Below are 24,092 nucleotides of genomic sequence, written 5' to 3' on the forward strand. Positions count from 1 at the left end.
ATTATTTTGAATAGTCTGCTTTAGTGAGTTACAAGGTTTCACAGCTATTTAAAAGCCTTTTTTTAGCTTTCCGCCAATTTTCGTGAATGGTTTCTCCCCTTATTTACGTTTACCTTTCTCCATCAATAAACTCTTGATCTCATTGCTATGAAAACGACTCGTTTCTGGTCTATACTCTTTACTCTTTGTGCCCTTCCAACGTTAGTGTTGGCACAGAACTCAGAACGTGCTACCCAAATTTTTGAAGAAGTTGACGCCCGTCGCAATTCAATCACCTACGAACGTACCGACATGAATATGGTGATTTATGATAGCCGAGGTCGAACACGAAAACGTGTACTCACCTCCTATTCATATGCTAAAGGGGATGAAGAAAAAACACTCCTTCAGTTTGAAGAGCCTGCCAATGTTCGCGGCACTGGTTTTTTAACTTTAAATGATGGTAGCAATGAAGTGCAGAAGCTATACCTGCCTGCACTAGGTCGAATTCAAACTATAACGAGTTCTCAAAAAGGAGACCGATTTATGGGCTCTGACTTCACTTACGAAGATCTTGGTGACCAAAATCCTGACGACTATGATTTTGAGTTGCTTTCTGAGGAAGGAAATACAGCCATCCTCAAGGCTACTAAAAAAGACGACAGTCAGTATGCTTATATCAAGTTCTACATCAATACAGAACGGTACGCCCTTGAAAAGGCGGAGTATTTCGATGAAGAAGATACCATGGTGAAGCGTTTGGAAGCTTCCAACTTTTCCAATGTTGTAGACAATGTATGGCGTGCCAACACCATGGTGATGTTCGACCTTTCAGCGAATCGAAAAACAGAGCTGAACTGGAGTAACCGTGTGATTAACGAAAACATCCCTGATTGGCGTTTTACCGAAAGGGCCTTACGCCGAAACTAAGTATACTCTCTATTACTCTTCTTTTTCCTTTTTCGACTTTGCTCCTAGTTTTTCAGGCCGGATGGTAAGAACCGGTACTTGTGCGTGTTCCACAATATTCCCAGCTGTTGAGCCTAAGAAGAAGTGTGCGAGCCCCGTACGTCCATGTGTTGTAAGTACCAGGAGGTCGGCATGTTCGTTGGCATATTCGGTTATTTCATGATGGGCCGATATACCGCGTAACACTTCGGTCTCGATGGGTATCGATTTATTGTTGTTTCCTTCGGTGTATACGATTCGATCTTCATAAGGAGTACCCGTTCTTTGTAAGCGATACTTACCCTCAAAATGATCTGCAAAGAAGGCTTCAATTTTATCCATGATTGCCTCATATGCTGTGGGTTCATCCATTCCAGGAATCGGAGCTAAGTTCCCAAACCCATCATGGGCGTACAACTCACTAACGTGCAGCAGAGTCAGTTTGGCATCGAATTGATAGGCAAGCTCGAAAGCCGCAGGAAGAGCCTTCATAGAGGTATCAGAAAGGTCAACAGGCGATACGATGTTCTCTAGCTTTTCCTTCACGAATACATCATCTACTGTGAGCACTGGTACTTTCGAATAACGAATCACTTTTTTAGTGATGCTTCCTCTGAACCATTCAGATTCGTGCCCCCCTTTCGAGCTCATCAGTATGAGATCATAGTCGTTTTCTTTGGCATAGCGTGCAATGGCTTCCGAAGGCTTACGATCTACCATCACTTTAGCTTTTTCGAGGTATTCTTTGGGGATGTATTCCTTTGCTAGTTCATCCAAGCGTTCTTGGGTGTTCTCTAGGATTTTAGGATACACATCCACATTTAGGTCGAGTGGCAAACCTAAGTGCTCAAAGCTTTCTCCAAAATACATACTCAGTGGCACAATGTGGATCAAGCTGACATCGCAACCATAAATATCGATAAAAGTTTTAGCGAGCTTTAAAGCAGCGTGCGATTGAGGTGAAAAGTCGGTTGGGATGAGAATTCTGTCCGCTTTCATACAATACCTCCCTATTTATTAGTGGTGTTACTATACTATCGTAAACCTATGTGAAGATATTGTGAAGAAAGTACTTACACGCTTTTATTGCGCAACAGATCAAGCCCTCCTACCAATACCATTCCAATCAAAATTCCGGCGATGCCACCCCAAAAGTTAACCCCTTCTTTCTTGGCTTTTTGAAGATCTGGCATATAGGGATTCGACTTCAGCATCTTTTTCTTCACTGTCTCAACTTCAATGCGTTTAAATTCATCAAAAGTGGCATCTGGGTTTATTACATCACCTAATCGTTTGTATTCCGGTAGGTTTTCATTTACCCCCTCCCGTTGAAGTTGAAGAACGAGTTCATCATCCAATGGCAATTCTTCCACCTCTCTGATTTGCTCTACATACTCCCGCTGTTGATAGGGCCAGATTACAAAAAGCGAACCTATCAAAAAGCCAATTAATAACGACAATGTTTGTGAATGATAACGGTTCAACAACCACGACAGGAATCTTGAAAAAGCCGCTAGACCGATGATGGCACCCGCAAAAAATGGCAACAGACCTACGATGCCATCCATGGTTTCAACCCCACCGATCATCCCTATATGAGAAAGCAGGTAATCGTATTTCCGCATAATCAGCAGCAGGTAAGAACCTGAGATGCCCGGAAGTATCATGGCGCAAATAGCAATCGCACCACTCAAAAATACAAAAGCAGGATGGTCTGGTGTGTCGGCAGGTACAAGGCTTACAATCCAAAGACCTACAAAGATACCCAAGAATAACATACTCCATTCTTTCCAGCGCTTCTGCTCGAGGGCCTTATACAAAATGTATATGGATCCCACTATTAAGCCGAAAAAGAGCCCGAATACAATTTCAGGATGTGTAAACATATACACTTGAAGTGGAACTACTTTGGTGAAAAAACCTAAGGCCGTGAATATCCCAAGAAACAGGAACACTAAGAATTTGAGATGTAACTCTTGAAATGCGGTTTTAATCTTAAAGGTAAATAGGGCTTTTAGAAAGGGTCCGTTTACACTTTTGATGGCATTCAATAAGCGTGCATAAATGCCCAGTATCAACGCCATGGTACCGCCACTCACTCCGGGTACGATATCTGCCGATCCCATCAAAAATCCTTTTATCCATAATAGTGGGGCTTCTTTTAACGACGTTTCGTCGGTTCCTTTACCGGTTGTTTCGGTCATTGATTTTCTCCCCACCCTTTTTCTCCAATCAGTGGTACAAATTTAAAATTATCGTATTCGTCTTGTTGGTATTCCGTTTCAGAAACCCGTGTAATCTTCAGCATCTTCTGCGTTTTGTTATCCCCTACTGGTATCACCAAAATGCCCCCAATTTTTAGCTGTTTGATTAAATCATCAGGTACAACTGGGGCTCCGGCTGTTACAATGATTCCATCGTATGGCGCGTACGTAGGCCACCCAAGGGTGCCATCTCCAGCTTTCAGCAATGGACGATAGCCTTCAGCTCGAAGAGCTTCTTTTGCTCGGTGATAGAGTTCATTATGACGTTCAACACTATACACTTCCGCACCTAGTTCACATAATACCATGCATTGGTAGCCTGATCCTGTTCCAATCTCTAAAATCTTCTTCCCCTTTTTTACCTCAAGGAGTTCCGTTTGAGCCGCCACGGTATAGGGCTGTGATATCGTTTGACCAAGGCCTATGGGTAAAGCTGTATCTGTATAAGCACGATGATGCAAGGCCGTATCTACAAGCTTATGCCGAGGGATAGTGCCAATTGCACTTAACACTTGATGATCTTTTATACCTTTATCACGAAGGAGTTCCACGAGCTTTTGCCGCGGTCTAACAAATCGTCTTTCTTGTTGGGGGTTATTCACAATGTACTTCCGAAATTGATTACGCTTTAAGTATAGGCATCTGATCTGAAAAAAGTAGCCCACGAAAGGACCTTTTTTCATAAAAAATAGATTCAAATGATGTTATTTAGTCCAACTATAAATTCACCTATTACATAGCTTTATTAGCACACAAATTGTAAGTTCGGCATCATTTAGCCTATGGAACTACTCGAACTTCCCATAACCCAAGTTTTTCTCTACGCCCTATTAACGGCTCTTGCCACCGGGCTAGGTGCACTCCCCTTCTTTTTCATTAAAAAGATCTCCACTTCTTTCTTGGGGAAGTCGAATGCCGTTGCTGCTGGTTTAATGCTCTCTGCGAGTTACAATCTCATTTTTGAAGGGTATAAAGAAAGTGAATGGATGACTATTGGGGGTATGCTCGCTGGGGTAATACTCGTGGTGCTTGCTAATAATTGGTTACAGAAACGTGATACGCCTGAGCTTAAAGATGTAGTTGGTGGCCGTAAAAAGGAGATGTTACTTTTTCTTGGCATCATGACTGTTCACTCCTTTGCTGAAGGGATTAGCGTAGGAGTATCTTTTGCAAACACCCTAGAGTTCGGAACATTTATCGCCATTGCCATCGCTATACACAACATTCCTGAAGGGCTTGCCATAAGCTTAGTTATGGTTCCGAATGGAACCTCGCCTTTGAAAGCGGTTTGGTGGTCTATATTTTCAAGTTTACCGCAGCCTTTAATGGCCGTACCTGCATTTCTATTTGTTGAAACCTTTCGCGAATACCTGCCTTTTGGTTTAGGCTTTGCAGCAGGGGCGATGATCTGGATGGTATTTGCCGATCTAATTCCTGAAGCACTCGAAAAGTGTAAACCCCAAACTATCGGTTTATGGGTAACTCTTGCAATACTAGGTATGAGTGCTTTTCAAGTGTTTATAGGTTAAAAAGTTAAATCTTTTTACACCTTTACTTAAAAATTATTCAGTTCCTCTGAACGTTCATTCGTACCTTATGTCCTTATATGAAATTTTCAGAAGAGTTTTAAAAAATGCTCAAAAAGCTACACGTTCTATTTACTTTAGGTTTTCTATTCATATTAGCCGCTCCTGCTCAGGCACAAATAAATACTTCTACACTAACCGTTTATCTCGATTGCAGAGATTGCAATAGTGAATTTGTTCGCAGCGAAATTGATTTCGTGACTTTTGTTCGTGACCAATCGGTAGCTGAAGTTCAGTTATTAGTAACTCGCCAACGCACAGGTGGTGGTGGGTCTCAGTTTAGCTTGGATTTTATTGGTTTAGGGGAATACCACAACAAAGACAACAAGGTGGTTTTCATTACACCTCAGTCGGATACCGACGAAATTCAACGCAACAAATTAGTGAAGTACATTAAACTTGGTTTAGTAAGCTACCTCGCTGAAAAAGACATTATCGATCGTCTTGATATCACTTACTCAGGTACTCGTGATAATGCGTCTTCGGAAGAAGAAAAAGTAGATCCATGGAATGGATGGAATTTTGAATTAGGTGCATCTACCAATTTTAGTGGTGAAGAATCACGAAAAGATTACCGCATAAACGGGAATTTCCGCGCACAACGAATCACAGAAAATTGGAAAGTGAATTTCAATTACTGGCAAAATTATCGGAATCGAAAGTTTACTTATACCGATGATAACGACCAGAAAGTAACCAATACATACATCACTGAAGAGCAGAACTTCTTCGGACTTATTGCAAAAAGTTTATCTGACCATTGGACTGCTGGTACATACTTACGTGGACAGTCTTCTACTCAGAACAATATCGACCTTCGTATTGCAGCTACACCTTCTCTAGAATACAGTGTATTTCCATATTCGGAATTTGCACGTCGCCTTATCACTTTCAGATATGGTATGTTGGTTGAGCAAAATTACTATACCGAGTCTACGATATTCAAAAAGGAAGAAGAATTACTTGTTCGCCAAGAATTAACGGTAGAGAGTAAATTTACTCAGCCATGGGGTGGTGTTGATGGGCGAATTGAACTTCGTAATTACATGCACGACTTCAGCAAGAACAGCTTAAACTTCAATTTAAGTATGAATATGCGTATCTCGCGCGCGCTTTCCTTTAGAATCTCAGGCCGTTATTCGGTAATCAACGATCAGCTTTCAATTCCAGGTGGCGACTTAAGTGATGCGGAACGTTTACTAAACTTAAGACAACAAGCTACTTCATATAACTTTGGCGGTTCAGTAGGACTTGAATTCAACTTTGGTTCGCTGTACAACAATGTTGTAAACAGCCGTCTCTAAAGACTTTTCAATTACGGATATAAAAAAAGGCTGCATGTGCAGCCTTTTTTGTTTGTGTACAATGTTCTATAAGATGGAACTTATCCTTCTCCACCATCTGAAGAATTAGAACCCATTTGAGTGCCTTCTTTCAGCATAGTATTTAATTTTTCTCCACCTCGAATTCCGAAGTCTAAGGTTCTGATTGGGAATGGAATCATAATGTCATTCTCATCATATGCCTTTTTAATAGCCATAATAGCTTCACTTCTAGGGCTCCAGAAATCTGGGTTCTTAGAAAAGTCTACCCAAAAGCGTACTACGTAATTTATCGAGCTACCACCGAATTCTTCATAGTAGAACTCAATGCCTTTGTCTTTGTTAATTCCTTCAAGTCCACTTATAGCATCAAGTGTAATGCTACGAGCTTTCTCTAAATCATCCCCATATGAAACACCACATTGTAGGTCGATACGACGCTCATTATTCTTAGTGAAATTGGTAAATGGGTTTTCATACACCTCTTTATTCGGGATATATACAATTTGCCCCTGAGGTGTTTTAATTTTTGTATTACGCAGGTTCAGTTTCTGAACGGTACCATAGTATCCATTACTCTCAATTATATCACCGATACCGAATGGGTGACGAACAGATAACAGTATACCTGAAATAAAATTGGCTGCAATATCTTGGAAGGCAAAACCTAGTGCCAAACCAATTATACCGGCACCCGCTAATAGGCTAGTTACGGTACCATCTAAATTCAAGATTCCAAGTGCTATAAAAACACCTGCACCTAATATTACTACACCCAGCACTGTTTGTGCTAAGTTTACGATTGTTTTATTGTGCGTTACTTTATGTAATAGTTTGCCCGAATACTTTTTAATGATACTGGCAATCACATAAAACAGTGCAATTACAAGCAGTGCGGCTGCCAAATTCGGCAACATCTCTATGGCTGTATTCAACCATGATTCTAATTTATCAACAATGAGGCTGTACCCTTCTTCTAAGTTCATAGGATGATATTTGGTTAATAATTACTATTGTTTTCACCTTATTAGAATGAAATATCTTCCCCAATTGTTCCCTATTATAATTCAATATCAAACCATTTTAATTATCTATGCGCTTAAATAACTACAAATCAATTACTTTACTTTTACTCACTTTCTTTTTTTCCTTTCCCCTTGTAGCCCAAGATTATGCGCCGTCTGCGGATAAAGTAAGCCCAGTACTCATTAATTCGACATTACCTGATGTTGAAGTCAAAGATCTAAACGGGAAATCTCATTCTATGCTCGATTTAGCTAAAGAGAATAAATCTGTATTCATTTTTTACAGAGGTGGATGGTGCCCTTATTGCAACCGTCATTTAGCGGATCTGAAACAAATCGAAAAAGGCTTAGCCGATATGGGTTACACGGTATATGCAATCAGTGCAGATAGACCAGAACTATTAAGCGAAACCTTAGATAAAAACGAACTCAGTTATACTTTACTTTCTGATGCGCCTATGACCGCAGCAAAGGCCTTAGGTATAGCCTTCAAAGTTGATGACGCTACTGTTCAGAGATATAAATCTGTAGGTATAGACTTAGAAGCAGATTCTGGTCACGATCATCATCTATTACCCGCTCCTGCTGTATTTATCACAGATACTGAAGGCATAATAAAGTTTAAATATGTGAACCCAGATTACAAGCAACGCATCGATGGCGGAATCTTATTAGCCGCTGCAAAAGCCTTTATGTAACCATTCCATATTTTGTATTGATAAGGGAAGTATTAGGAAATACTTCCCTTTTTTTGTTCATAGCCCTTGGCCTAGCTTCTCCGTATCTTTAGCCCATCATGAGTACAGAACAGCTTTCTTCCAAAACCGACTTAAAATCTCTCAACAAAACAGAACTCTTTGAGTTTTGCACTGAGCTAGGTTTGCCACGTTTTCGAACCGACCAAATCTTCCAGTGGTTATACCAAAAAGGTGCCGCCTCATTTGAGGAGATGACCAATCTACCGATGGATCTTCGCACTAAACTAGAAGAGATTGCCTTCATCAATAAAATTGAATTGGATAGCCAACAGAAGTCGCAAGATGGTACCATAAAGTTTTTGTTCAAACTTTCAGATGAAGGTAAAGACTATAAAGTGGAAGCGGTTTTGATACCGGATTTCTTCCCTGATGGAGCTGCCAACCGACTAACAGTTTGTGTGTCTTCTCAAGTAGGATGTGTATTCGGATGTGCTTTTTGTGCTACGGGAAAAATGGGTTTCTTCAGAAACTTAAGCCATGGCGAAGTGGTGGATCAAGTTCAGTACATTAATGAAGTTTCCTTAGCTGAATACGACAAGAAAATCACCAACATCGTGTATATGGGGATGGGAGAACCACTTCATAATTACAAGACTGTGGTAAATTCTTCTTCTATTATTTGTGACCCTTTGGGCATAGATTTATCACCAAAACGCATTACGGTTTCCACGGTAGGCTTAACGAAGCAGATTAAGAAATTAGCTGACGACCAAGAACCCTTCAATCTTGCCATCTCATTACATGCCCCTACAGATGAAAAGAGAGATAAGATCATGCCGATTAATAGCTCTATGAACTTAGAGAGTTTAGAGGAGGCCGTTCGTTATTACTACCGCAAAACTGAACGTCGCCTTACTTATGAGTATCTCTTATTCGATAACTTTAACGATGGCAAAGAGGATGCTAGGAATCTAGCTAAGATTGTGAAGTGGGCGCCTAGCAAGGTGAATATCATCATGTATAACAATGTGATGGGTGTGGAGCTCCAAAGAGCCCGTGAGGATCGCTTAAATACCTTCATCAAGGAATTAGCCAAGTTTGATGTCCGAGCTACTGTACGCCGCTCTAGAGGGGATGACATCGATGCGGGCTGTGGACAGTTAGCTATTCGCGAAGGCGCTCCGAAAGGAAAAACCATCGCAAAATCTTAGCCATAAAAAATCCCCTTCATCATAGATCAAGGGGATTCTTCATTCCATTTAAAAGCGACTGCTTTCCTATTTAATCAGCTTAAAGATGCGATTAAATCTTGGTACGCCATCATCGTGTGAGTACCAAACGATAGAGCCTTTTCCAATGATGTGATCTTTCGGAATAAAACCGAAGAATCGACTATCCTGGCTGTTATCACGGTTATCACCCATTCCAAAGTAGTAATCTTGTTTTACCGTATATGAATTGGTCTCTACTCCATTAATGAAGATTTTACCATCCTTCCGCTCTAATTGATTGCCTTCGTAGCGCTCAATCAAGTCTTTATATAGGAACCAATTTTCGTTGGTAATTTCAATTTCCTGTCCTTCAAATGGAATCACGATTGGTGAAATTTGATCCGGGTTATTGAACATCTTTGCGAAGTTATACTGTCTTCGAGTAGATACATAACTAGCATCAACTTCCCCTTTCTCTGCCATGCGTAACCAAAGAGAATCTAACTCAGGCCATTTGCGAATTTCTTCTGCAGCTTCTTTTGTCAGGTTCACTAAATAGGTACTGTTGTTCATGTATTCCATAAACACGTCGTTATATACAGCACCTGCACCTACCGACTTCATTTTTGCTTCACTCAAACGAACACGGTCATTCATTTTCAGATAGTAATTACGCTGTAATCCTTCTTGTGCCTCAGGTTGCTCTTCTCCATTGATGTATACCACTTTATCTCGAATCTCTAGGGTATCACCGGCAATTGCTACTGCTCGTTTTATATAATTGGTTTTCTGTGAAACGGGTTTCACTTCAAACGGCACATTAAATACGATTACATCATTTCGTTCTACATCTCTGAAACCAGGAATGCGTGTGGATGGAATTTTAACTCCTGGCAAACACCATTGTGTAAAGGGTACACAAACCGCCATTGGAGTACGTGGACCATAAGTAAGGTTCGAGACTATGAGAAAGTCGCCTACCATCAGGTTTTTTTCCATCGAAGGCGTTGGGATCTTATACGATCCAAATATAAACGCGCGAAGTATAGCTGCGGCTATGAAAGCAAAAACTAAGGCGTCTAACCACTCGCGTAACCACGATTTCGCCTTTTTGTCCTCCTCTTCCTTATTTTTTCGCTTACTCCAAAATGAGCTCTTCTTTTGCTCGTCTTTGTTTTGCTCTTCCAAATTCTTTGCTACTTAATGTTGATATGTGAAGGTTTTTTGACTTCAGTTTTCGAATATTTCCCATTGGCATATTTAACTTCATACCATTGTCCACGTTCAGGTGAGAAGAAATAATCCGTATACTCTTTTGGTTCGGCCTCGGTTACGACTCTAGTGAAAGTTCGTTTCACTTGTGGCATTAAATCGATGTATCGACTTGCCCCCACGTATACCAGTCCATCTTCAAATGGGCCATCTAAATCGAGTACCATCATTGGGATTTTACCATCTATGATAAACCAATACTCAAACTGAATAGCTTTCCCAGGACGGTATGTGCCTGTTTTGGCAATATCTTCAATGGTTTGAGTGGGATCGCCATACACACTTTGCAAATGAGCACGAATTTCAATCGCTGGAATACGATCTAATTTGTTGTAATTAAATCCTTGGCCCGTCCATTTGATTTCTGCAAACTTTGCTTGAAATGCGGCCTTATCTTTTGCTTCAACTTTTACGATTTCAGGCTCATCAAATTGAGCATAAACGGAAGTTGAAATGGCCATAAACATGATTAAAGTTATAATCATGAACCCTTGTCTTAATACTTTCATTTTATCTATCATCATCATCCATGGATAGAACAGCTAAAAATGCCTCTTGTGGGATTTCAACTGAACCAACCTGTTTCATTCGTTTTTTACCTTCTTTCTGCTTCTCTAGAAGTTTACGCTTACGAGAGATATCACCACCATAACATTTTGCGGTTACATCTTTACGAAGTGCTCTTACTGAGTCGCGTGCGATAATTCGGCTACCAATAGCTGCTTGCACAGCTACTTCATACTGTTGGCGAGGAATTAACTCTTTCAACTTAGCACACACTTTTCGGCCTTGGTAATAAGCTTTATCTCTGTGCGTGATACTCGAAAGGGCATCAACCTGTTCCCCATTCAGCAGAATATCTAAACGAACCAAATCACCTTTACGGTATTCGATAAATTCATAATCTAGAGAAGCATAGCCGCGAGTACCTGATTTCAACTTATCATAGAAATCAAAAACTACTTCGGCCATTGGTATTTCATACGTAATCTCAACGCGATTATTTTGCATGAACACCTGATTCACATAAATACCTCGGCGATCTTGGCATAATTTCATAATCGGCCCGATGTAATCCGCTGGTGTAATGATACTAGCTTTTATATAAGGCTCAAAAATCGCATCAATATCACCCACTTCTGGCATCTGACTTGGGTTATCTACCCTTTTCTGTGAACCATCTTCTAGTTGCACTTCATACTGCACGTTAGGCACAGTGGTAATGATGTCGATATTGAATTCACGGTCTAATCGCTCTTGAACAATTTCCATATGCAACAGACCGAGGAAACCAGCACGGAATCCAAAACCTAAAGCTTTAGAAGTTTCAGGCTCATAGGTTAGGGATGCATCATTTAACTGTAATTTCTCGAGAGCAGCACGTAAATCTTCAAAATCTTCTGATTGTGTAGGATAGATTCCAGAGAATACCATTGGCTTCGCTTCTTGGTAACCCGGAATTGGCTCGGTAGCAGGGTTTTTCTTGGTAGTGATGGTATCACCTACACGTACATCCTGAAGCGACTTCACAGAACCAATTACATATCCAACTTCCCCTGCCTTCAATTCCTTGGTCGGTTCATACGTCATGCGTAGGTAACCAACATCTTCCGCATTGTATTCTTCTTTGTTCGCCATGAACTCAAATGCTTCGCCTTTGCGAATCACACCTTCCATTACACGAACATAAGCAACAGACCCACGATAGGTGTTGAAAACTGAGTCAAAAATAAGTGCACGCAGAGGTTTATCAACTTCTTGTTTTGGGCCGGGAACCCGTTCAACAATGGCTTCTAAAAGTTCTGGAACGCCTTCACCCGTTTTTCCAGATACATGCAAGATGTCTTCTCGTTCACACCCGATAAGGTCTATAACCTGTTGGCCAATGCCTTCAGGGTCGGCGCCTGGTAAATCAATTTTATTTAGTACTGGAACAATCTCAAGATCTTGTTCAATGGCTTGGTATAGATTGGAAATAGTTTGTGCTTCGATACCTTGAGCGGCATCTACTACTAATATAGCCCCTTCACAAGCTTTCAGTGCTCGCGATACTTCATAGGCGAAATCCACGTGACCAGGAGTATCGATCAGGTTGAAGCTATACATTTCGCCATTAGGGCGCTTGTAATCTAACTTAATAGCGTGGCTCTTAATAGTAATTCCACGTTCACGTTCTAGATCCATATCGTCTAGAACCTGCTCCTGCATTTCACGCTCACTAATAGTGCCCGTCATTTGAAGCAAACGATCGGCCAAGGTAGATTTACCGTGATCAATGTGTGCGATTATGCAAAAGTTTCGAATATTGTTCATGTATGTTCTCTGCGTCTCTAATTTAAGAACGCCAAGATACAAATAAGGAAGGAGCTACTAAAGTACTTGTTTAGCCTAAACTGATTTAATTAATTGGGGTTCTTTAGCCTCAAACCAATTGTTTTGAATGCATCGCCATTTAGGATTCACAAACGATAATAGGCGTGCTTTAGTAGATCGGGGTGCCTTTTTAAGCTCTTCTTCTCGTTGAATGGCTTCTTCAACATTATCAAACTCTTCCACATGAACAAGGCGGTTTAATCCGAAATTACCTTTTGATGTGCTCATCCTCATTTCTTGGTGCTTTTTGAGAATGTTTTTGAGGTCGTTGGTTAAACCAACATAAATCATTTTGGAGCGATTGCTGAGAATGTATAGATAAAATCTGTGATGCATAGTCGTACTACTTTCCATTTTTTAAGTAGTACGACCGTTGGCAATCAACATCCTTACAAAGAAATTTTAAATCTTATTTATCAGCTTCAGGGCTAAGTAATTCAATATGAAATCTGAACTTTTCAGACTCTTCAGCCATGATTCTGTATAGTTCTTCGATAGCTTCAAATATTACTTTCGGCTCTGCAATGATGGTAGTAGATAAATACCCTACTTCGATTTGCACATCAAATTGTGCAAGGTGCTCTAATAATTCCTGTACGTTTTCTTGTGGGTTCCGTGTAGCTAAAGGAATGTATGATAGTTGAGCAATAGTCTTCATGTTGTGGAATTGAATTCAAATTTATTTAACGAAAAGTTAACCAACTAATACCTTCCTTACCACTTTCTTAACATAGTTTTTAGTAGTGTTGATTATTTGTGGTAGTATATTGCTTGATTCCTCTTTTATCTTGTTATTAATACTTTATCATCATTTAACAATTACTACTACTATGCAACTATTATTTATGTCTGATATGGGTTCGTTGACTTTCCAACAGTGGTTTGGAATCTTAGAACTTCCCTTCTTATTAGTGTGTATCGTTTACAGTTTTAAAACGGCACAACAATTAAAGGGCGGTGTATTTGGGAAAGGAATGTGGTTTCTTGCTTGGGGATTTTCAATTATGGCGGTAGGGCATTTAAGTATGCAAATCACCAACATTTTTGGAGTAGATATTTTTGATGCATTACTAAACCAACCATTAGGTAAGATTGCTTGGTTTATAGCATTAATGGCAACTTGGGCATTATCTGCCTTAGGGTTTTATAAAATATATCAGGCTAGTAAGCAATAATACATTAAGCGAGCCACATCACATGATGTTGGCTCTTTTTTTATGGCCCCTTTCAATTACATATCTCAGTTTTTCAAAAAAAGGAAGGGCTATACCGGTCGTGATCTTCGTTTTGAGGAATCTATAGCTAGGCTCATGGATTTCTTATTAGAACGAGTTGGTGATACCGACAGCTCCCACGCTGCTCGAGCTACGATCTTTAATTACCTGAAGCTTAACACCAATCAAAAAAAAGAAAAGCTCACTCAAACTTATCTGTTTGTTGAAAAATATCTAACCGATCTAAAACAAGACTTCAAAAAAGATAAGCGGCAACTACGTGAACTTATTCGAATTCAGTTTCCAAAATTACAAGAGATTGAATCCTTCAATTTAATTTTTGAAGACGAAGACGTTCAAGAGTTCAAGTTAAGCCAAAAGTATTTGCTTCAAATCATTCAAAACCTATCTGACTTATTAGGTGAAAATGGAAGTAAATCGATCCAAGAAATTAGAAACATTATCGAAAGTGCACCTAACGTTATGCCACCACATGGGGTAACGGTGTTGATGGATGCACAACCAAAGAATTTGAAGGACTGGACCAACTGCCTTCGAAAACTGGCTGTAGTAATCTTTGAATTACTGCAAAAGAAATTAGGTGAAGAAACAGCTATTCGTAGGTTCGATACCGCCTATCAAAAACTCGCACCTTTTTACATCAACTTAGACTCCTTTCAGGTTATAGTCTCTATTTTGCCTGAACAGCTAATGGATGAGTCGAGAATTAGTGCCCTCACCAAACATCAAATTGAAAAGCTGTTACTAAAAAAAGTAGCTCACTTTGAGAAGCTTACTGAAGAACTTTCTATCAAAAATAAAGAATTAGAGAAAACACAAAGAGAGCTCATACAAGCTAAAAATAAAGCCGAATCTGCCTCTGAAGCCAAAGCTATGTTCTTAGCAAATATGAGTCATGAAATTCGAACCCCAATGAATGCCGTAATTGGGATGGCTGATATTCTGAAAGAAACCAATCCAACACGAGAGCAATTAAGTTATATCGAAACCATCTCCAAAAGTGGTTACGATCTAGTAAATATCATTAACGACATCCTTGATTATTCAAAAATAGAATCGGGCAAACTTGAAATCGATAATGAGACCATAAACATCTATTCACACATCGAAGAAGCACTTTCGATGTTGGCTTTAAAGGCTCATGAAAAAGGATTAGAGATTTTATACATCATTGAAGAGGATGTACCGATGTTTGTGAAATCAGATCCTACCCGATTAAAACAAGTATTGGTTAACCTAATCAGTAACGCCATTAAGTTTACAAAGGATGGTTATGTGCATATTCGTGTACACAAAAAAGAGACTCTCGATTCGAAGGTAGTTATCGAATATGAAATAACGGATACGGGTATTGGTATCCCAGAAGAAAAGCATGAATCAATATTTGGATCCTTCTCTCAAGTAGATGTAAGTACTACAAGGATTTTTGGTGGAACAGGATTGGGCTTAGCTATTAGTAAAAGCCTAATCAAAATGATGGGTGGAGATATTCAGGTGCAAAGTAAAGAGAACAAAGGTTCCGTGTTTTCTTTTCAGATAACCGTAGAACCAGATTACAGTCATGGTGTTCTATCTCAAACACCGGTGTTTAAAGGTAAGCGCATGCTTATTGCTTCCAAGACTACCCCACTTCTTAAAGACTTGGAAAAGAAGTTTCTACTTTGGGGCTTTGATATGGATTGCTATAAAGATATTGCATCGCTCGAAGAACATCTTACCAAAAACGATGACTTTGATGTATTCGTAATCGATCAAAATATCATTGATGATGCCACTCCTTTCATCATGGATACTTTAAACAAAATCGCTTCAGAGAAGCCAAATAAGCTATTACCTTTAGTCCCTTTAGGTTCGAATATTGTGGGTAAAAATATTCACATCTATGAGAACCAAATCACCAAGCCGATTAAACGATCGGATGTTGTATCACAACTTGAACACATCCTCACTTCGAAAAAACGTGAGATCGAAGTTATTCCAACCGAAGTTGAACACATTCCAAGAGATATTAAGGTGCTTATTGCGGAAGATAATATCACCAACCAATTGGTATCTCGTAGGTTATTAGAAACCATTGGCTACACAATTGAAGTGGCTAATAATGGGCAAGAAGCCATTGAACTTCACCAACAAAACGAATACGATCTGATTCTGATGGATGTTCACATGCCTATTATTGACGGTTTAGAGGCTACAAAACGCATTCGTAAAGCAAGTAAGTTTCCTTCACGCCCAATCATTGTGGCAATGACAGCCAATGCCATGAAGAAAGACCGGGCTATTTGTTTAGGAGCGGGCATGAACGATTACCTCAGTAAGCCCGTACGAAGAAATGAAATCACACAATGTATTGAAAAGTGGTTTCCAGAGATTTAACCCAATGCTACGTTTATCTCATCAGGAATTTTAAAGGCAGGAAAACTAAATCATTAAAATTTTTATTTAGGGTACGTCTTTAAAATTTTAATCCCTATCTTTGACCCGTGAATTGGAAAAACACACATACTACCCATCATCATTCAGGTGCCCATCATCCCCACCATTGGCATCATTGCGCGTAAACTTTATTTAACGCCCTTTTTCCATTTTTCTCCTTTAAATTAATTTCACTTACAAACTTACTTACTGACTTATGACCCGTTCGAAAGATTCTTCGACCTCATTACGCATTGCTATTCAAAAGAGTGGCCGTTTAACTGATAAAACGGTAAACCTACTGCATGGCATCGGTATCGATTTCGATAATTACAAACGCAACCTAATGGTTAAAGCTCGTGATTTTGATGTTGAGCTTTTACTTCTTCGTGATGATGACATCCCTGAATATGTACAAGATGGAATTTGTGATTTAGGCTTTGTTGGAGCTAATGAACGTGCCGAAAAAGATGCCGACGTTACCGTACTTAGAGGTCTAAATTATGGTAAGTGTCGCCTTTCAATTGCCGTGCCTAAAGATGGCAATTTAAATGAGGCTAAAGATTTTGATGGGAAAACCATTGCTACCAGTTATCCATTTTTGACGCAAAAATACTTCAAAGAGCAAGGCGTTGATGTTAAAGTCGTAGAAATTTCTGGGGCCGTTGAAATCACTCCTCAACTAGGTGTTGCGGATGCGATTTCAGATCTAGTATCTACTGGTGGTACACTTAAAGCAAATGGGCTGAAGGAGCTATTCACGATTTTAGAATCAGAGACTGAACTGGTTCAAACCAATATGGAATTAAGTGAGGGCAAAAAAGAACTCATCGAAAAGTTCCTAATGCGAATTGATGGGTATCAGCAAGCTGGAAAAAGCCGATATATCATGATGAATGCTCCCGAATCAGCCATCGAAACTGTTAAAGCAATCATCCCTTCTATGAAAAGCCCAACCATAGTTCCTTTAGCTGAAACAGGGATGGTAGCAATTCACACCGTTATCCCTATCACTAAATTTTGGAATGTGATGGAAGAACTTAAAGAAGCTGGGGCATCCGACATCGTTATGCTACCGATTGAAAGCATGATCCTATGATTTTAGAAAAGTACTTCTACAACCAACTCGAGAATCAAACATTAAAGTCACTTTTACAGCGACCTAAAATTGATTTCGGTTCAATTTTTGAAACAGTTCAACCTATCATTGATCAAGTTGAAAATGATGGAGACCAAGCCCTCATTGCACTCACTCAAAAATTTGATGGAGTTCAACTTTCGAATGTCACCATCAACCCTTCTACTGTTTCTGTTGAATTAGATGATGCTATAAAAACAGCCATTGATACCGCTTTCGATAACATCTATCGTTTTCATAAAGCACAACAACCCGCTGATTTAGAAGTGGAAACCATGCCCGGTGTAAAATGTAGCAGAACTAGTCGTGCTATTCAGCGCGTTGGGTTATATGTACCCGGCGGCACGGCCATTCTTCCTTCCTCAGCTATGATGCTAAGCATCCCTGCCATGATAGCCGGTTGTGAGCAAGTTGTGTTAGCTACACCTCCAAAAAAGGACGGCACTGTAGCGCCTGAAATTATCTACATCGCTCAAAAAGCCAAAGTGAATACCATCTTATTAGCTGGCGGAGCACAAGCCGTAGCAGCGATGGCTTTAGGCACCGAAACGGTACCCAAAGTAGATAAGATATTAGGTCCTGGAAATCAGTATGTAACAGCGGCTAAAATGTTGCTCCAAAACTCTGAAGCTCAGATCAGTATCGATATGCCGGCTGGCCCTTCGGAAGTGCTGGTTATTGCAGATGAAGAAGCGAACCCCGAATTTGTTGCAGCCGACCTATTATCACAGGCCGAACACGGTAAAGATAGTCAGGTAGTTTTAGTAGCAACCACTTCCTTTAATATCGACGGCTTGGAGCAAGCATTAGCCGAACAGCTTGAAGCATTACCTCGACGAGATATTGCCGCTTTGGCTCTTAAGAACAGCTACACTGTGGTTGTAGAGGATCTTATACAGGCATTCGATTTTTCGAATGAATATGCACCTGAGCACTTAATTGTGAACGTGGCAAATCCCGACAATTATAGGGAAAGAATCATTAATGCGGGGTCTGTTTTCTTAGGCAACTTAACCCCAGAAAGTGTAGGTGATTATGCATCGGGCACCAACCACACATTACCCACTTACGGCTACGCGCGCATGTACAGCGGAGTGAATTTAGCTTCCTATCAAAAGAGCATCACGATGCAGTCGCTAACGGAAGAAGGGTTAAAAAACATTGGGCCTTCCGTAGAAAAGCTAGCTGAATTGGAAGAGTTACAAGCTCACAAAAATGCAGTTACTCTTCGTTTAAAAGCTATAAAATCATAAGTGGATTTGGATTAACCCATCATGAATAAAACATTCGATTTACAGACACTTGTTCGAACTAACATTCGAGATTTAAAACCATACCGAAGTGCCCGAGATGACTTCGATTCTGGAATCTTATTAGATGCCAACGAAAACAGTTATGGTGCGCCTTATGCAAATGATTTAGAGCTGCACCGATACCCAATGCCCTATCAAGAAGCTCTGCGTGCTAAAATTGCAGACTATCGCGGTATAGATGCTTCCGAAGTATTTGTTGGAGTAGGAAGTGATGAAGCCATCGATCTATTATTTAGAATATTCTGTACCCCCAGGAAAGATCGAATTCTTATAAATCCACCTACCTATGGGATGTACAAAGTATCCGCTAATATCAATGATGTAGCTATTGATGAAGTGCTTCTGACGGAAGATTTTCAATTACAGACTGAAAAGATTTTAGAAGCAGTCACTCCGAATACTAAAATCATTTTTATCTGTTCTCCGAATAATCCAACCGCTAATGATATCGCCATTCCAGACATTCAGTTCATTCTTGAATCCTTTGACGGTATTGTAGTTGTGGATGAAGCCTATATCGATTTCTCTCAACAAGGTAGCTTAGCAACAGAACTCAAGAATTATCCTAATCTTGTGGTGTTGCAAACACTTTCAAAGGCATTTGGATTGGCTGGAATTCGACTTGGAGTAGCACTAGCTAACACTGAAATCATAGCCTATATGATGAAGGTAAAAGCTCCTTATAATGTGAATAAGCTAACATCTAAAGCGGCATTGCAAGCTTTTGATGCACTTGACTCCGTTCAAGAACACATCATTAGTATTATTGATGATCGGCAACGTATTATGAGTTCATTAGCAAGCATGAAAGGTGTGTTGAAGGTCTATCCAAGCAATGCGAACTTCTTTATTTTTAAGGTAAATGATGCTTTAAATGTTTATCAGAAGCTAGCAGATAAGGGAGTAATTATTCGCTATAGAGGAAATGAGCCTTTATGTGATAATTGCTTACGACTCACTATTGGAACTGAAAACGAAAACAATGCTTTTCTAAAAGCACTTACAGAGGTTCTTGAGGAATAGAGGAAGATCTAATTATGGGTATTTCCTCTTTGTTTAACCATAATAGGCTTATGCAACAGCCAAATACTACAATGGCCAACATAAATAATACTCCCCCATCATCTTGCACTTCTATACCTAGTAATGTAAGATGGCTAAATATAGCACCTAGTGTTACACTAGCTCCTAAAAATGCACCCATCCAAGTCGTTTTTGGGATGAGGAGTAGTATGGTTGCAATAAACTCTGTAGCTCCTGTTGCAAACCTTCCCCATGGTTCTACACCAATCTGTTCGAATATAAATATGCTTTCAGCTGACCCTGTGAACTTCAAAAAAAGTGTTCGCAACAAAATGGCCGCTGAAGTTATTCGTAAACACCAACATAAAACGTTCAATTTATTATTCATTTCACGATCTTTGGTTGATCTTTCAATGAGTAATAACGCAACTCTGCCTAATTAACACAACTACTACCCCTTTATGATTGTTTCTATCTCCCAAGAAGCGTTACTATCACCTAACTCAAAGTTCCCCTTTAGAGCTGGCACTTTACAGGCACTTTTAGAATTAAAGCAGTTTGACGTTGAAATTTATTTACCTGAACAAAGTCTGACTCAAGATCAGCTAGCTATCTTAGCTCAAGAGGATATTGAATTTAATTCGGATCAAGGTGATGCTAATTTTTTCATCAAAGCTGAAAATCAGTCCCTTCAATTATTTGATTCTAGCAATGACTTGGTTACAAGCTCTGATCAATGGGCTGAGATCACAAAAAAAATTACGAATCCTGACCGTGTAGCTTCAATTCGAAGAGATACTCGAGAAACCAAAATTTCTATAGATGTAAACCTAGATGGTACGGGAGAATCAGAGATTGATACGGGCTTAAAGTTCTTTGATCACATGCTCGAACAAATCTCAAGACATGGCCTCATCGATCTCAAATTATACTGTAAAGGTGACCTTGAAGTGGACGAACACCATACCATTGAAGATGTAGCGATTGCTTTAGGGGAGGCAATTTCTACTGCTCTAGGTGACAAAAAAGGCATTGAAAGATACAGCTTTGTACTCCCTATGGATGAGACGCAAGCTACAGTGGCCCTTGACTTAAGCGGTAGGCCGTATTTAGTGTTCGATGTACCTATGAAACGTGAGTATGTGGGTGACTTCCCCACTGAGATGTTAGAACATTTTTATTATAGTTTGGCAATGAACTTGAAAGCCACTCTTCATGTTAAATGCAGTGGTGAAAATGATCATCACAAAATTGAAGCATGCTTTAAAGGGTTAGCCCGGACTTTAAAGACGGCAATTGAACAAAACGGGCGGATAAGAAATAAAGTACCAAGTTCAAAAGGTACGCTGTAACACACTATGATTGCTATCATCAAGTATAAGGCTGGTAACATAGCCTCAGTATCAAATGCTCTAGACAGACTCGGAGCTTATTATTTTTTCGCTGAAACCCCACAGGAGTTAGAAAGTGCACGTGCAGTTATTTTTCCAGGTGTGGGCCATGCTGCATCAGCTATGGAATCTTTAAAAGAGCTCGGCGTGGATACCTGGTTGAAACAAACTACAAAACCCGTTCTAGGAATTTGTGTGGGAATGCAACTTCTCTATGAAGGTTCAACAGAAGGCAATACCGAAGGACTAGGAATTATACCCGGCAAACTTCAAAAATTTGATTCTACAGTAGACAAAGTTCCTCATATGGGTTGGAACAATGTTGAACGTAATAGTGACCATCATCTTATGAAAGGGATTGACGAGAACAAACACCTTTACTTTGTTCACAGTTACTATGCCCCGCTAACAGAACATGCCATCGCTAGTTGTAACTACATAAATCCGTTTACAGCTGCCGTTGTAAAAGACAATTTTATGGGTGTACAATTCCACCCTGAAAAATCTGGAAATGTTGGCTCCATGGTACTTCAAAACTTCTTAGATTTGGTGTACTCTAATGAGAAAGTTCAAACCAAATCTATTTAATGAAAGTAATCCCAGCTATTGACCTATTAGACGGTCAAGTAGTACGCCTTCATAAAGGCTCATATACTGAAGTAACGGTATACGCAGACTCCCCTTTAATCACCGCAACTGAATTCGAAAACGCTGGTTTTGACCATATACACATTGTAGACCTAAATGGTGCCAAAGAAGGTGCTTTTGTTAATCTACCTCATATTCAAGAAGTCATTAACACGCTTGGCATTTCTGTTCAAACCGGCGGTGGTATCCGCACATTTGAAGATGTAAAGGCACTAATTGATGCTGGATTAACAAAAGTGATTTGCAGTTCTATGGCTATAAAAAACGAAGCTGATTTCGTGAAAGCTGTAAAAACATATCCTGAAAACATGATCTTAGGCATGGACCTAAAGGATGGAAAAATTGCCTATTCAGGATGGTTAAAAACAGCTGAAGAAGATACATACAGCTTCCTTTCACGAATGATAGCGGAAGGCTTACAAGAGGTTTTATGTACCGATATTTCTAAAGACGGTACCTTATCAGGTCCAAATATCGAACTATATCGTCAGCTTAAAAGAGACTTTCCTGATATTAGGTTAATCGCTTCAGGTGGGGTTTCCAATATTGATGATTTGATCGAATTAAATGCATCAAACATTGATGCCGTAGTAGTAGGAAAAGCCTATTACGAAGGACACATAACCCTCGAACAAATGAAAAGCCTGACAGCATAATTGCTACCAGGCTTTCGAACCATAACTAACTAATCTAAATTAGTTCAGATAAATTCTAGCACCAAAGGTGATGGCCTCTAAATACTCGGCATCATCATTGGCTGGAATAGCCCCTTCAAGCATTAGATCAACCCCATTGTTTAGGTGAATATCAAAACCTACTGGTATGGTAATACTGTGAATGGTTTCACTAGCAAAAAGTGGCTGGTAATTCACACCTGTATAAATACTCACCGGCTCGATGTCGGTACTTAGATTTAAACCGAATTTAAGCCCTAAATCGTTATAGGTGTACAGTCCCGCTAAAGCGGCTACATCAACATCGCTTTCAGAATGGCGATTCAATGCTGTTTCAAAATGACCACCGAAATATGTTTCATCTTCAAATACACCTAATTTTAAGTGTCCAGTTACACCGTGCTGTATACCATAAGCACCACGTAGGATGAACATAAAGTCATCTTGAGCCGTTAAAAATACCGGCTGTAAACCAATGGCTCCACTTCCTTTTTCCAAGGTCTTAGCATTCGAGAAGAAGCCATCTTGAGCTTGGGCTGTGTTCATTAAAAATAGTGCACAAAATAAAGTAGCTGTAATTTTAAATAAGGATTTCATAGTCTTTGATTTATTCATGTTTGAGCCTTTAAACAGCATTATTTAGATTTTGTTTCCATTTCCTAACCTTCCTTAATACTCAATCCTCTCATCTATCACTGTATTGGTATTTTGCACCTACTCGCTCTTAATGCTACACTACCCTTCTTGTTAACAAACAATTAATAACATTATCGAAAGCTAGAGTTTTGTATATTTGACGCCATTGAATCAGACTAAATATGCTTACTAAAAGAGTTATTCCCTGCCTAGATATTAAAAACGGCAGAACAGTTAAAGGTGTTAATTTTGAAGGGCTTCGCGATGCAGGAGATCCTGTAGAATTAGCACAGCGCTATTCGGAAGAAGGAGCTGATGAATTAGTGTTTCTAGACATCACGGCCACCCTCGAAAAACGTAAAACACTGATCGAATTGGTAAAGCGAATAGCTAGCCAAATCAATATCCCATTTACAGTAGGTGGAGGTATCAAATCTGTTGACGAAATTGAAGCCTTACTCAAAGCCGGAGCTGATAAAGTATCACTCAACAGCAGCATTGTAAGAGATCCAGATTTAATTAATCGTGCTTCAGAGGCATTCGGAGCTCAAGCTATTGTAGCGGCTGTAGATGCTAAACGAGTAGGCGATTCTTGGGACGTATTTGTGAAAGGTGGAACCGAAAACACCGGATTAGACGCCCTTGAATGGATGGTTGAAACGGAACAACGTGGTGCCGGTGAAATTTTGCTAACTTCGATGGACAGAGACGGGACCAAACAAGGTTTTGATCTCGAATTATTGAAACTCGTAAATGAGAAGCTTTCCATCCCTGTTATTGCAAGTGGTGGCGCTGGTACTGTAGATCATTGTATCGACGCAATCATTCAAGCTAAATCAGATGCAGTTTTAGCTGCGAGTATTTTTCACTTTAAAGAAATTGAAATTGCTGACCTCAAACATCAAATGAAACAAGCGGGAATCGCAGTTCGCATTTAACTA

General features: G+C 39.8%; 25 protein-coding genes. 14 read left to right on the top strand and 11 right to left on the bottom strand.

The window, feature by feature from the left end:
• The first annotated feature begins 147 nt into the window (after window positions 1-147).
• Window positions 148-909, top strand: a complete 762-nt coding sequence (locus tag B155_RS0108995; RefSeq protein ID WP_026167291.1) for an outer membrane lipoprotein-sorting protein — start codon at window positions 148-150, stop codon at window positions 907-909.
• A 12-nt stretch (window positions 910-921) separates the two neighbouring features.
• On the opposite strand, the gene B155_RS0109000 is transcribed toward B155_RS0108995, so the two are convergent.
• The 3 genes from B155_RS0109000 to B155_RS0109010 form a co-directional block, all read right to left on the bottom strand.
• Window positions 922-1,926 (bottom strand): universal stress protein, encoded by a 1,005-nt coding sequence (locus B155_RS0109000; RefSeq protein ID WP_018127939.1) that lies wholly within the window; start codon window positions 1,924-1,926, stop codon window positions 922-924.
• A 74-nt stretch (window positions 1,927-2,000) separates the two neighbouring features.
• On the bottom strand, window positions 2,001-3,131 hold the full coding sequence (locus B155_RS0109005) for a DUF368 domain-containing protein (protein ID WP_018127940.1): 1,131 nt from the start codon (window positions 3,129-3,131) through the stop codon (window positions 2,001-2,003).
• Window positions 3,128-3,874 (bottom strand): protein-L-isoaspartate(D-aspartate) O-methyltransferase, encoded by a 747-nt coding sequence (locus B155_RS0109010; RefSeq protein ID WP_018127941.1) that lies wholly within the window; start codon window positions 3,872-3,874, stop codon window positions 3,128-3,130. The genes B155_RS0109005 and B155_RS0109010 overlap by 4 nt, the downstream gene beginning before the upstream one ends.
• A 99-nt stretch (window positions 3,875-3,973) precedes the next feature.
• On the opposite strand from B155_RS0109010, the gene B155_RS0109015 reads away from it, so the two are divergent.
• Window positions 3,974-4,720 carry a ZIP family metal transporter gene (locus tag B155_RS0109015; RefSeq protein ID WP_018127942.1) on the top strand — a complete coding sequence of 249 codons (747 nt, stop codon included), beginning with the start codon at window positions 3,974-3,976 and terminating at the stop codon, window positions 4,718-4,720.
• Window positions 4,721-4,824: 104 nt separating this feature from the next.
• Window positions 4,825-6,081, top strand: a complete 1,257-nt coding sequence (locus tag B155_RS0109020; protein ID WP_018127943.1) for a hypothetical protein — start codon at window positions 4,825-4,827, stop codon at window positions 6,079-6,081.
• Between the two features lie 80 nt (window positions 6,082-6,161).
• Here B155_RS0109020 and B155_RS0109025 read toward each other — a convergent pair whose 3' ends face one another.
• A complete protein-coding gene (locus B155_RS0109025) occupies window positions 6,162-7,085 on the bottom strand; it encodes a mechanosensitive ion channel family protein (RefSeq protein WP_018127944.1) in 924 nt (307 codons plus the stop codon).
• A gap of 107 nt (window positions 7,086-7,192) precedes the next feature.
• On the opposite strand from B155_RS0109025, the gene B155_RS0109030 reads away from it, so the two are divergent.
• Together B155_RS0109030 and rlmN are read left to right on the top strand one after the other, a co-directional pair.
• Window positions 7,193-7,822 (top strand): peroxiredoxin-like family protein, encoded by a 630-nt coding sequence (locus B155_RS0109030; protein ID WP_018127945.1) that lies wholly within the window; start codon window positions 7,193-7,195, stop codon window positions 7,820-7,822.
• Between the two features lie 98 nt (window positions 7,823-7,920).
• The gene (gene rlmN, locus B155_RS0109035) at window positions 7,921-9,033 is read left to right on the top strand and encodes a dual-specificity RNA methyltransferase RlmN (RefSeq protein WP_018127946.1); all 1,113 of its coding nucleotides are present in this window, start codon (window positions 7,921-7,923) and stop codon (window positions 9,031-9,033) included.
• 66 nt (window positions 9,034-9,099) lie between these two features.
• Here the strand turns inward: rlmN and lepB are convergent, their stop codons facing one another.
• From lepB to B155_RS0109060, 5 genes are all read right to left on the bottom strand, one after another.
• Complete coding sequence (gene lepB, locus B155_RS0109040; RefSeq protein WP_018127947.1) at window positions 9,100-10,221, bottom strand: signal peptidase I; 1,122 nt, start codon at window positions 10,219-10,221, stop codon at window positions 9,100-9,102.
• A gap of 8 nt (window positions 10,222-10,229) precedes the next feature.
• Window positions 10,230-10,790 carry a hypothetical protein gene (locus tag B155_RS0109045; RefSeq protein WP_240386273.1) on the bottom strand — a complete coding sequence of 187 codons (561 nt, stop codon included), beginning with the start codon at window positions 10,788-10,790 and terminating at the stop codon, window positions 10,230-10,232.
• Between the two features lie 25 nt (window positions 10,791-10,815).
• Complete coding sequence (gene lepA, locus B155_RS0109050) at window positions 10,816-12,618, bottom strand: translation elongation factor 4 (protein ID WP_018127949.1); 1,803 nt, start codon at window positions 12,616-12,618, stop codon at window positions 10,816-10,818.
• Window positions 12,619-12,693: 75 nt separating this feature from the next.
• Window positions 12,694-13,014, bottom strand: coding sequence for a GIY-YIG nuclease family protein (locus B155_RS13250; RefSeq protein ID WP_071594814.1), 321 nt, complete (start codon window positions 13,012-13,014; stop codon window positions 12,694-12,696).
• Between the two features lie 73 nt (window positions 13,015-13,087).
• Complete coding sequence (locus B155_RS0109060) at window positions 13,088-13,336, bottom strand: hypothetical protein (protein WP_018127951.1); 249 nt, start codon at window positions 13,334-13,336, stop codon at window positions 13,088-13,090.
• A gap of 172 nt (window positions 13,337-13,508) precedes the next feature.
• Here B155_RS0109060 and B155_RS0109065 point away from each other — a divergent pair, with 172 nt between their 5' ends.
• The 5 genes from B155_RS0109065 to hisC all read left to right on the top strand — a co-directional run bounded on the left by B155_RS0109065 (window position 13,509) and on the right by hisC (window position 19,802).
• Window positions 13,509-13,853 carry a hypothetical protein gene (locus B155_RS0109065; RefSeq protein ID WP_018127952.1) on the top strand — a complete coding sequence of 115 codons (345 nt, stop codon included), beginning with the start codon at window positions 13,509-13,511 and terminating at the stop codon, window positions 13,851-13,853.
• A 135-nt stretch (window positions 13,854-13,988) separates the two neighbouring features.
• Window positions 13,989-16,289 carry an ATP-binding protein gene (locus B155_RS13255; protein ID WP_169331290.1) on the top strand — a complete coding sequence of 767 codons (2,301 nt, stop codon included), beginning with the start codon at window positions 13,989-13,991 and terminating at the stop codon, window positions 16,287-16,289.
• A gap of 256 nt (window positions 16,290-16,545) precedes the next feature.
• Window positions 16,546-17,427 carry an ATP phosphoribosyltransferase gene (gene hisG / locus B155_RS0109075; RefSeq protein WP_018127954.1) on the top strand — a complete coding sequence of 294 codons (882 nt, stop codon included), beginning with the start codon at window positions 16,546-16,548 and terminating at the stop codon, window positions 17,425-17,427.
• The gene (gene hisD / locus B155_RS0109080; RefSeq protein ID WP_018127955.1) at window positions 17,424-18,719 is read left to right on the top strand and encodes a histidinol dehydrogenase; all 1,296 of its coding nucleotides are present in this window, start codon (window positions 17,424-17,426) and stop codon (window positions 18,717-18,719) included. Before hisG ends, hisD begins: the two co-directional genes overlap by 4 nt.
• 21 nt (window positions 18,720-18,740) lie before the next feature.
• On the top strand, window positions 18,741-19,802 hold the full coding sequence (gene hisC, locus B155_RS0109085; protein ID WP_018127956.1) for a histidinol-phosphate transaminase: 1,062 nt from the start codon (window positions 18,741-18,743) through the stop codon (window positions 19,800-19,802).
• Here the strand turns inward: hisC and B155_RS0109090 are convergent.
• Window positions 19,780-20,190 (bottom strand): DoxX family protein, encoded by a 411-nt coding sequence (locus B155_RS0109090; RefSeq protein ID WP_026167293.1) that lies wholly within the window; start codon window positions 20,188-20,190, stop codon window positions 19,780-19,782. The genes hisC and B155_RS0109090 overlap by 23 nt on opposite strands.
• Before the next feature lie 73 nt (window positions 20,191-20,263).
• Here B155_RS0109090 and hisB point away from each other — a divergent pair, with 73 nt between their 5' ends.
• Genes hisB through hisA form a run of 3 tightly spaced genes read left to right on the top strand, consistent with a single transcriptional unit; the run spans window position 20,264 to window position 22,497 of the window.
• Window positions 20,264-21,154 (top strand): imidazoleglycerol-phosphate dehydratase HisB, encoded by an 891-nt coding sequence (gene hisB / locus B155_RS0109095; RefSeq protein ID WP_018127958.1) that lies wholly within the window; start codon window positions 20,264-20,266, stop codon window positions 21,152-21,154.
• 6 nt (window positions 21,155-21,160) lie between these two features.
• A complete protein-coding gene (gene hisH, locus B155_RS13260) occupies window positions 21,161-21,781 on the top strand; it encodes an imidazole glycerol phosphate synthase subunit HisH (protein WP_018127959.1) in 621 nt (206 codons plus the stop codon).
• Entirely contained in the window at window positions 21,781-22,497 is a 717-nt protein-coding gene (gene hisA / locus B155_RS0109105) for a 1-(5-phosphoribosyl)-5-[(5-phosphoribosylamino)methylideneamino]imidazole-4-carboxamide isomerase (protein ID WP_018127960.1), read from the top strand. The genes hisH and hisA overlap by 1 nt, the downstream gene beginning before the upstream one ends.
• 39 nt (window positions 22,498-22,536) lie before the next feature.
• Here hisA and B155_RS0109110 read toward each other — a convergent pair whose 3' ends face one another.
• Window positions 22,537-23,112, bottom strand: coding sequence for a hypothetical protein (locus B155_RS0109110; protein WP_169331291.1), 576 nt, complete (start codon window positions 23,110-23,112; stop codon window positions 22,537-22,539).
• A 221-nt stretch (window positions 23,113-23,333) separates the two neighbouring features.
• Between B155_RS0109110 and hisF the strand changes: the two genes are divergently transcribed.
• Entirely contained in the window at window positions 23,334-24,089 is a 756-nt protein-coding gene (gene hisF, locus B155_RS0109115) for an imidazole glycerol phosphate synthase subunit HisF (protein ID WP_018127962.1), read from the top strand.
• Window positions 24,090-24,092 lie beyond the last annotated feature (3 nt).

This window comes from Balneola vulgaris DSM 17893 (assembly GCF_000375465.1).
GTDB lineage: Bacteria > Bacteroidota > Rhodothermia > Balneolales > Balneolaceae > Balneola > Balneola vulgaris.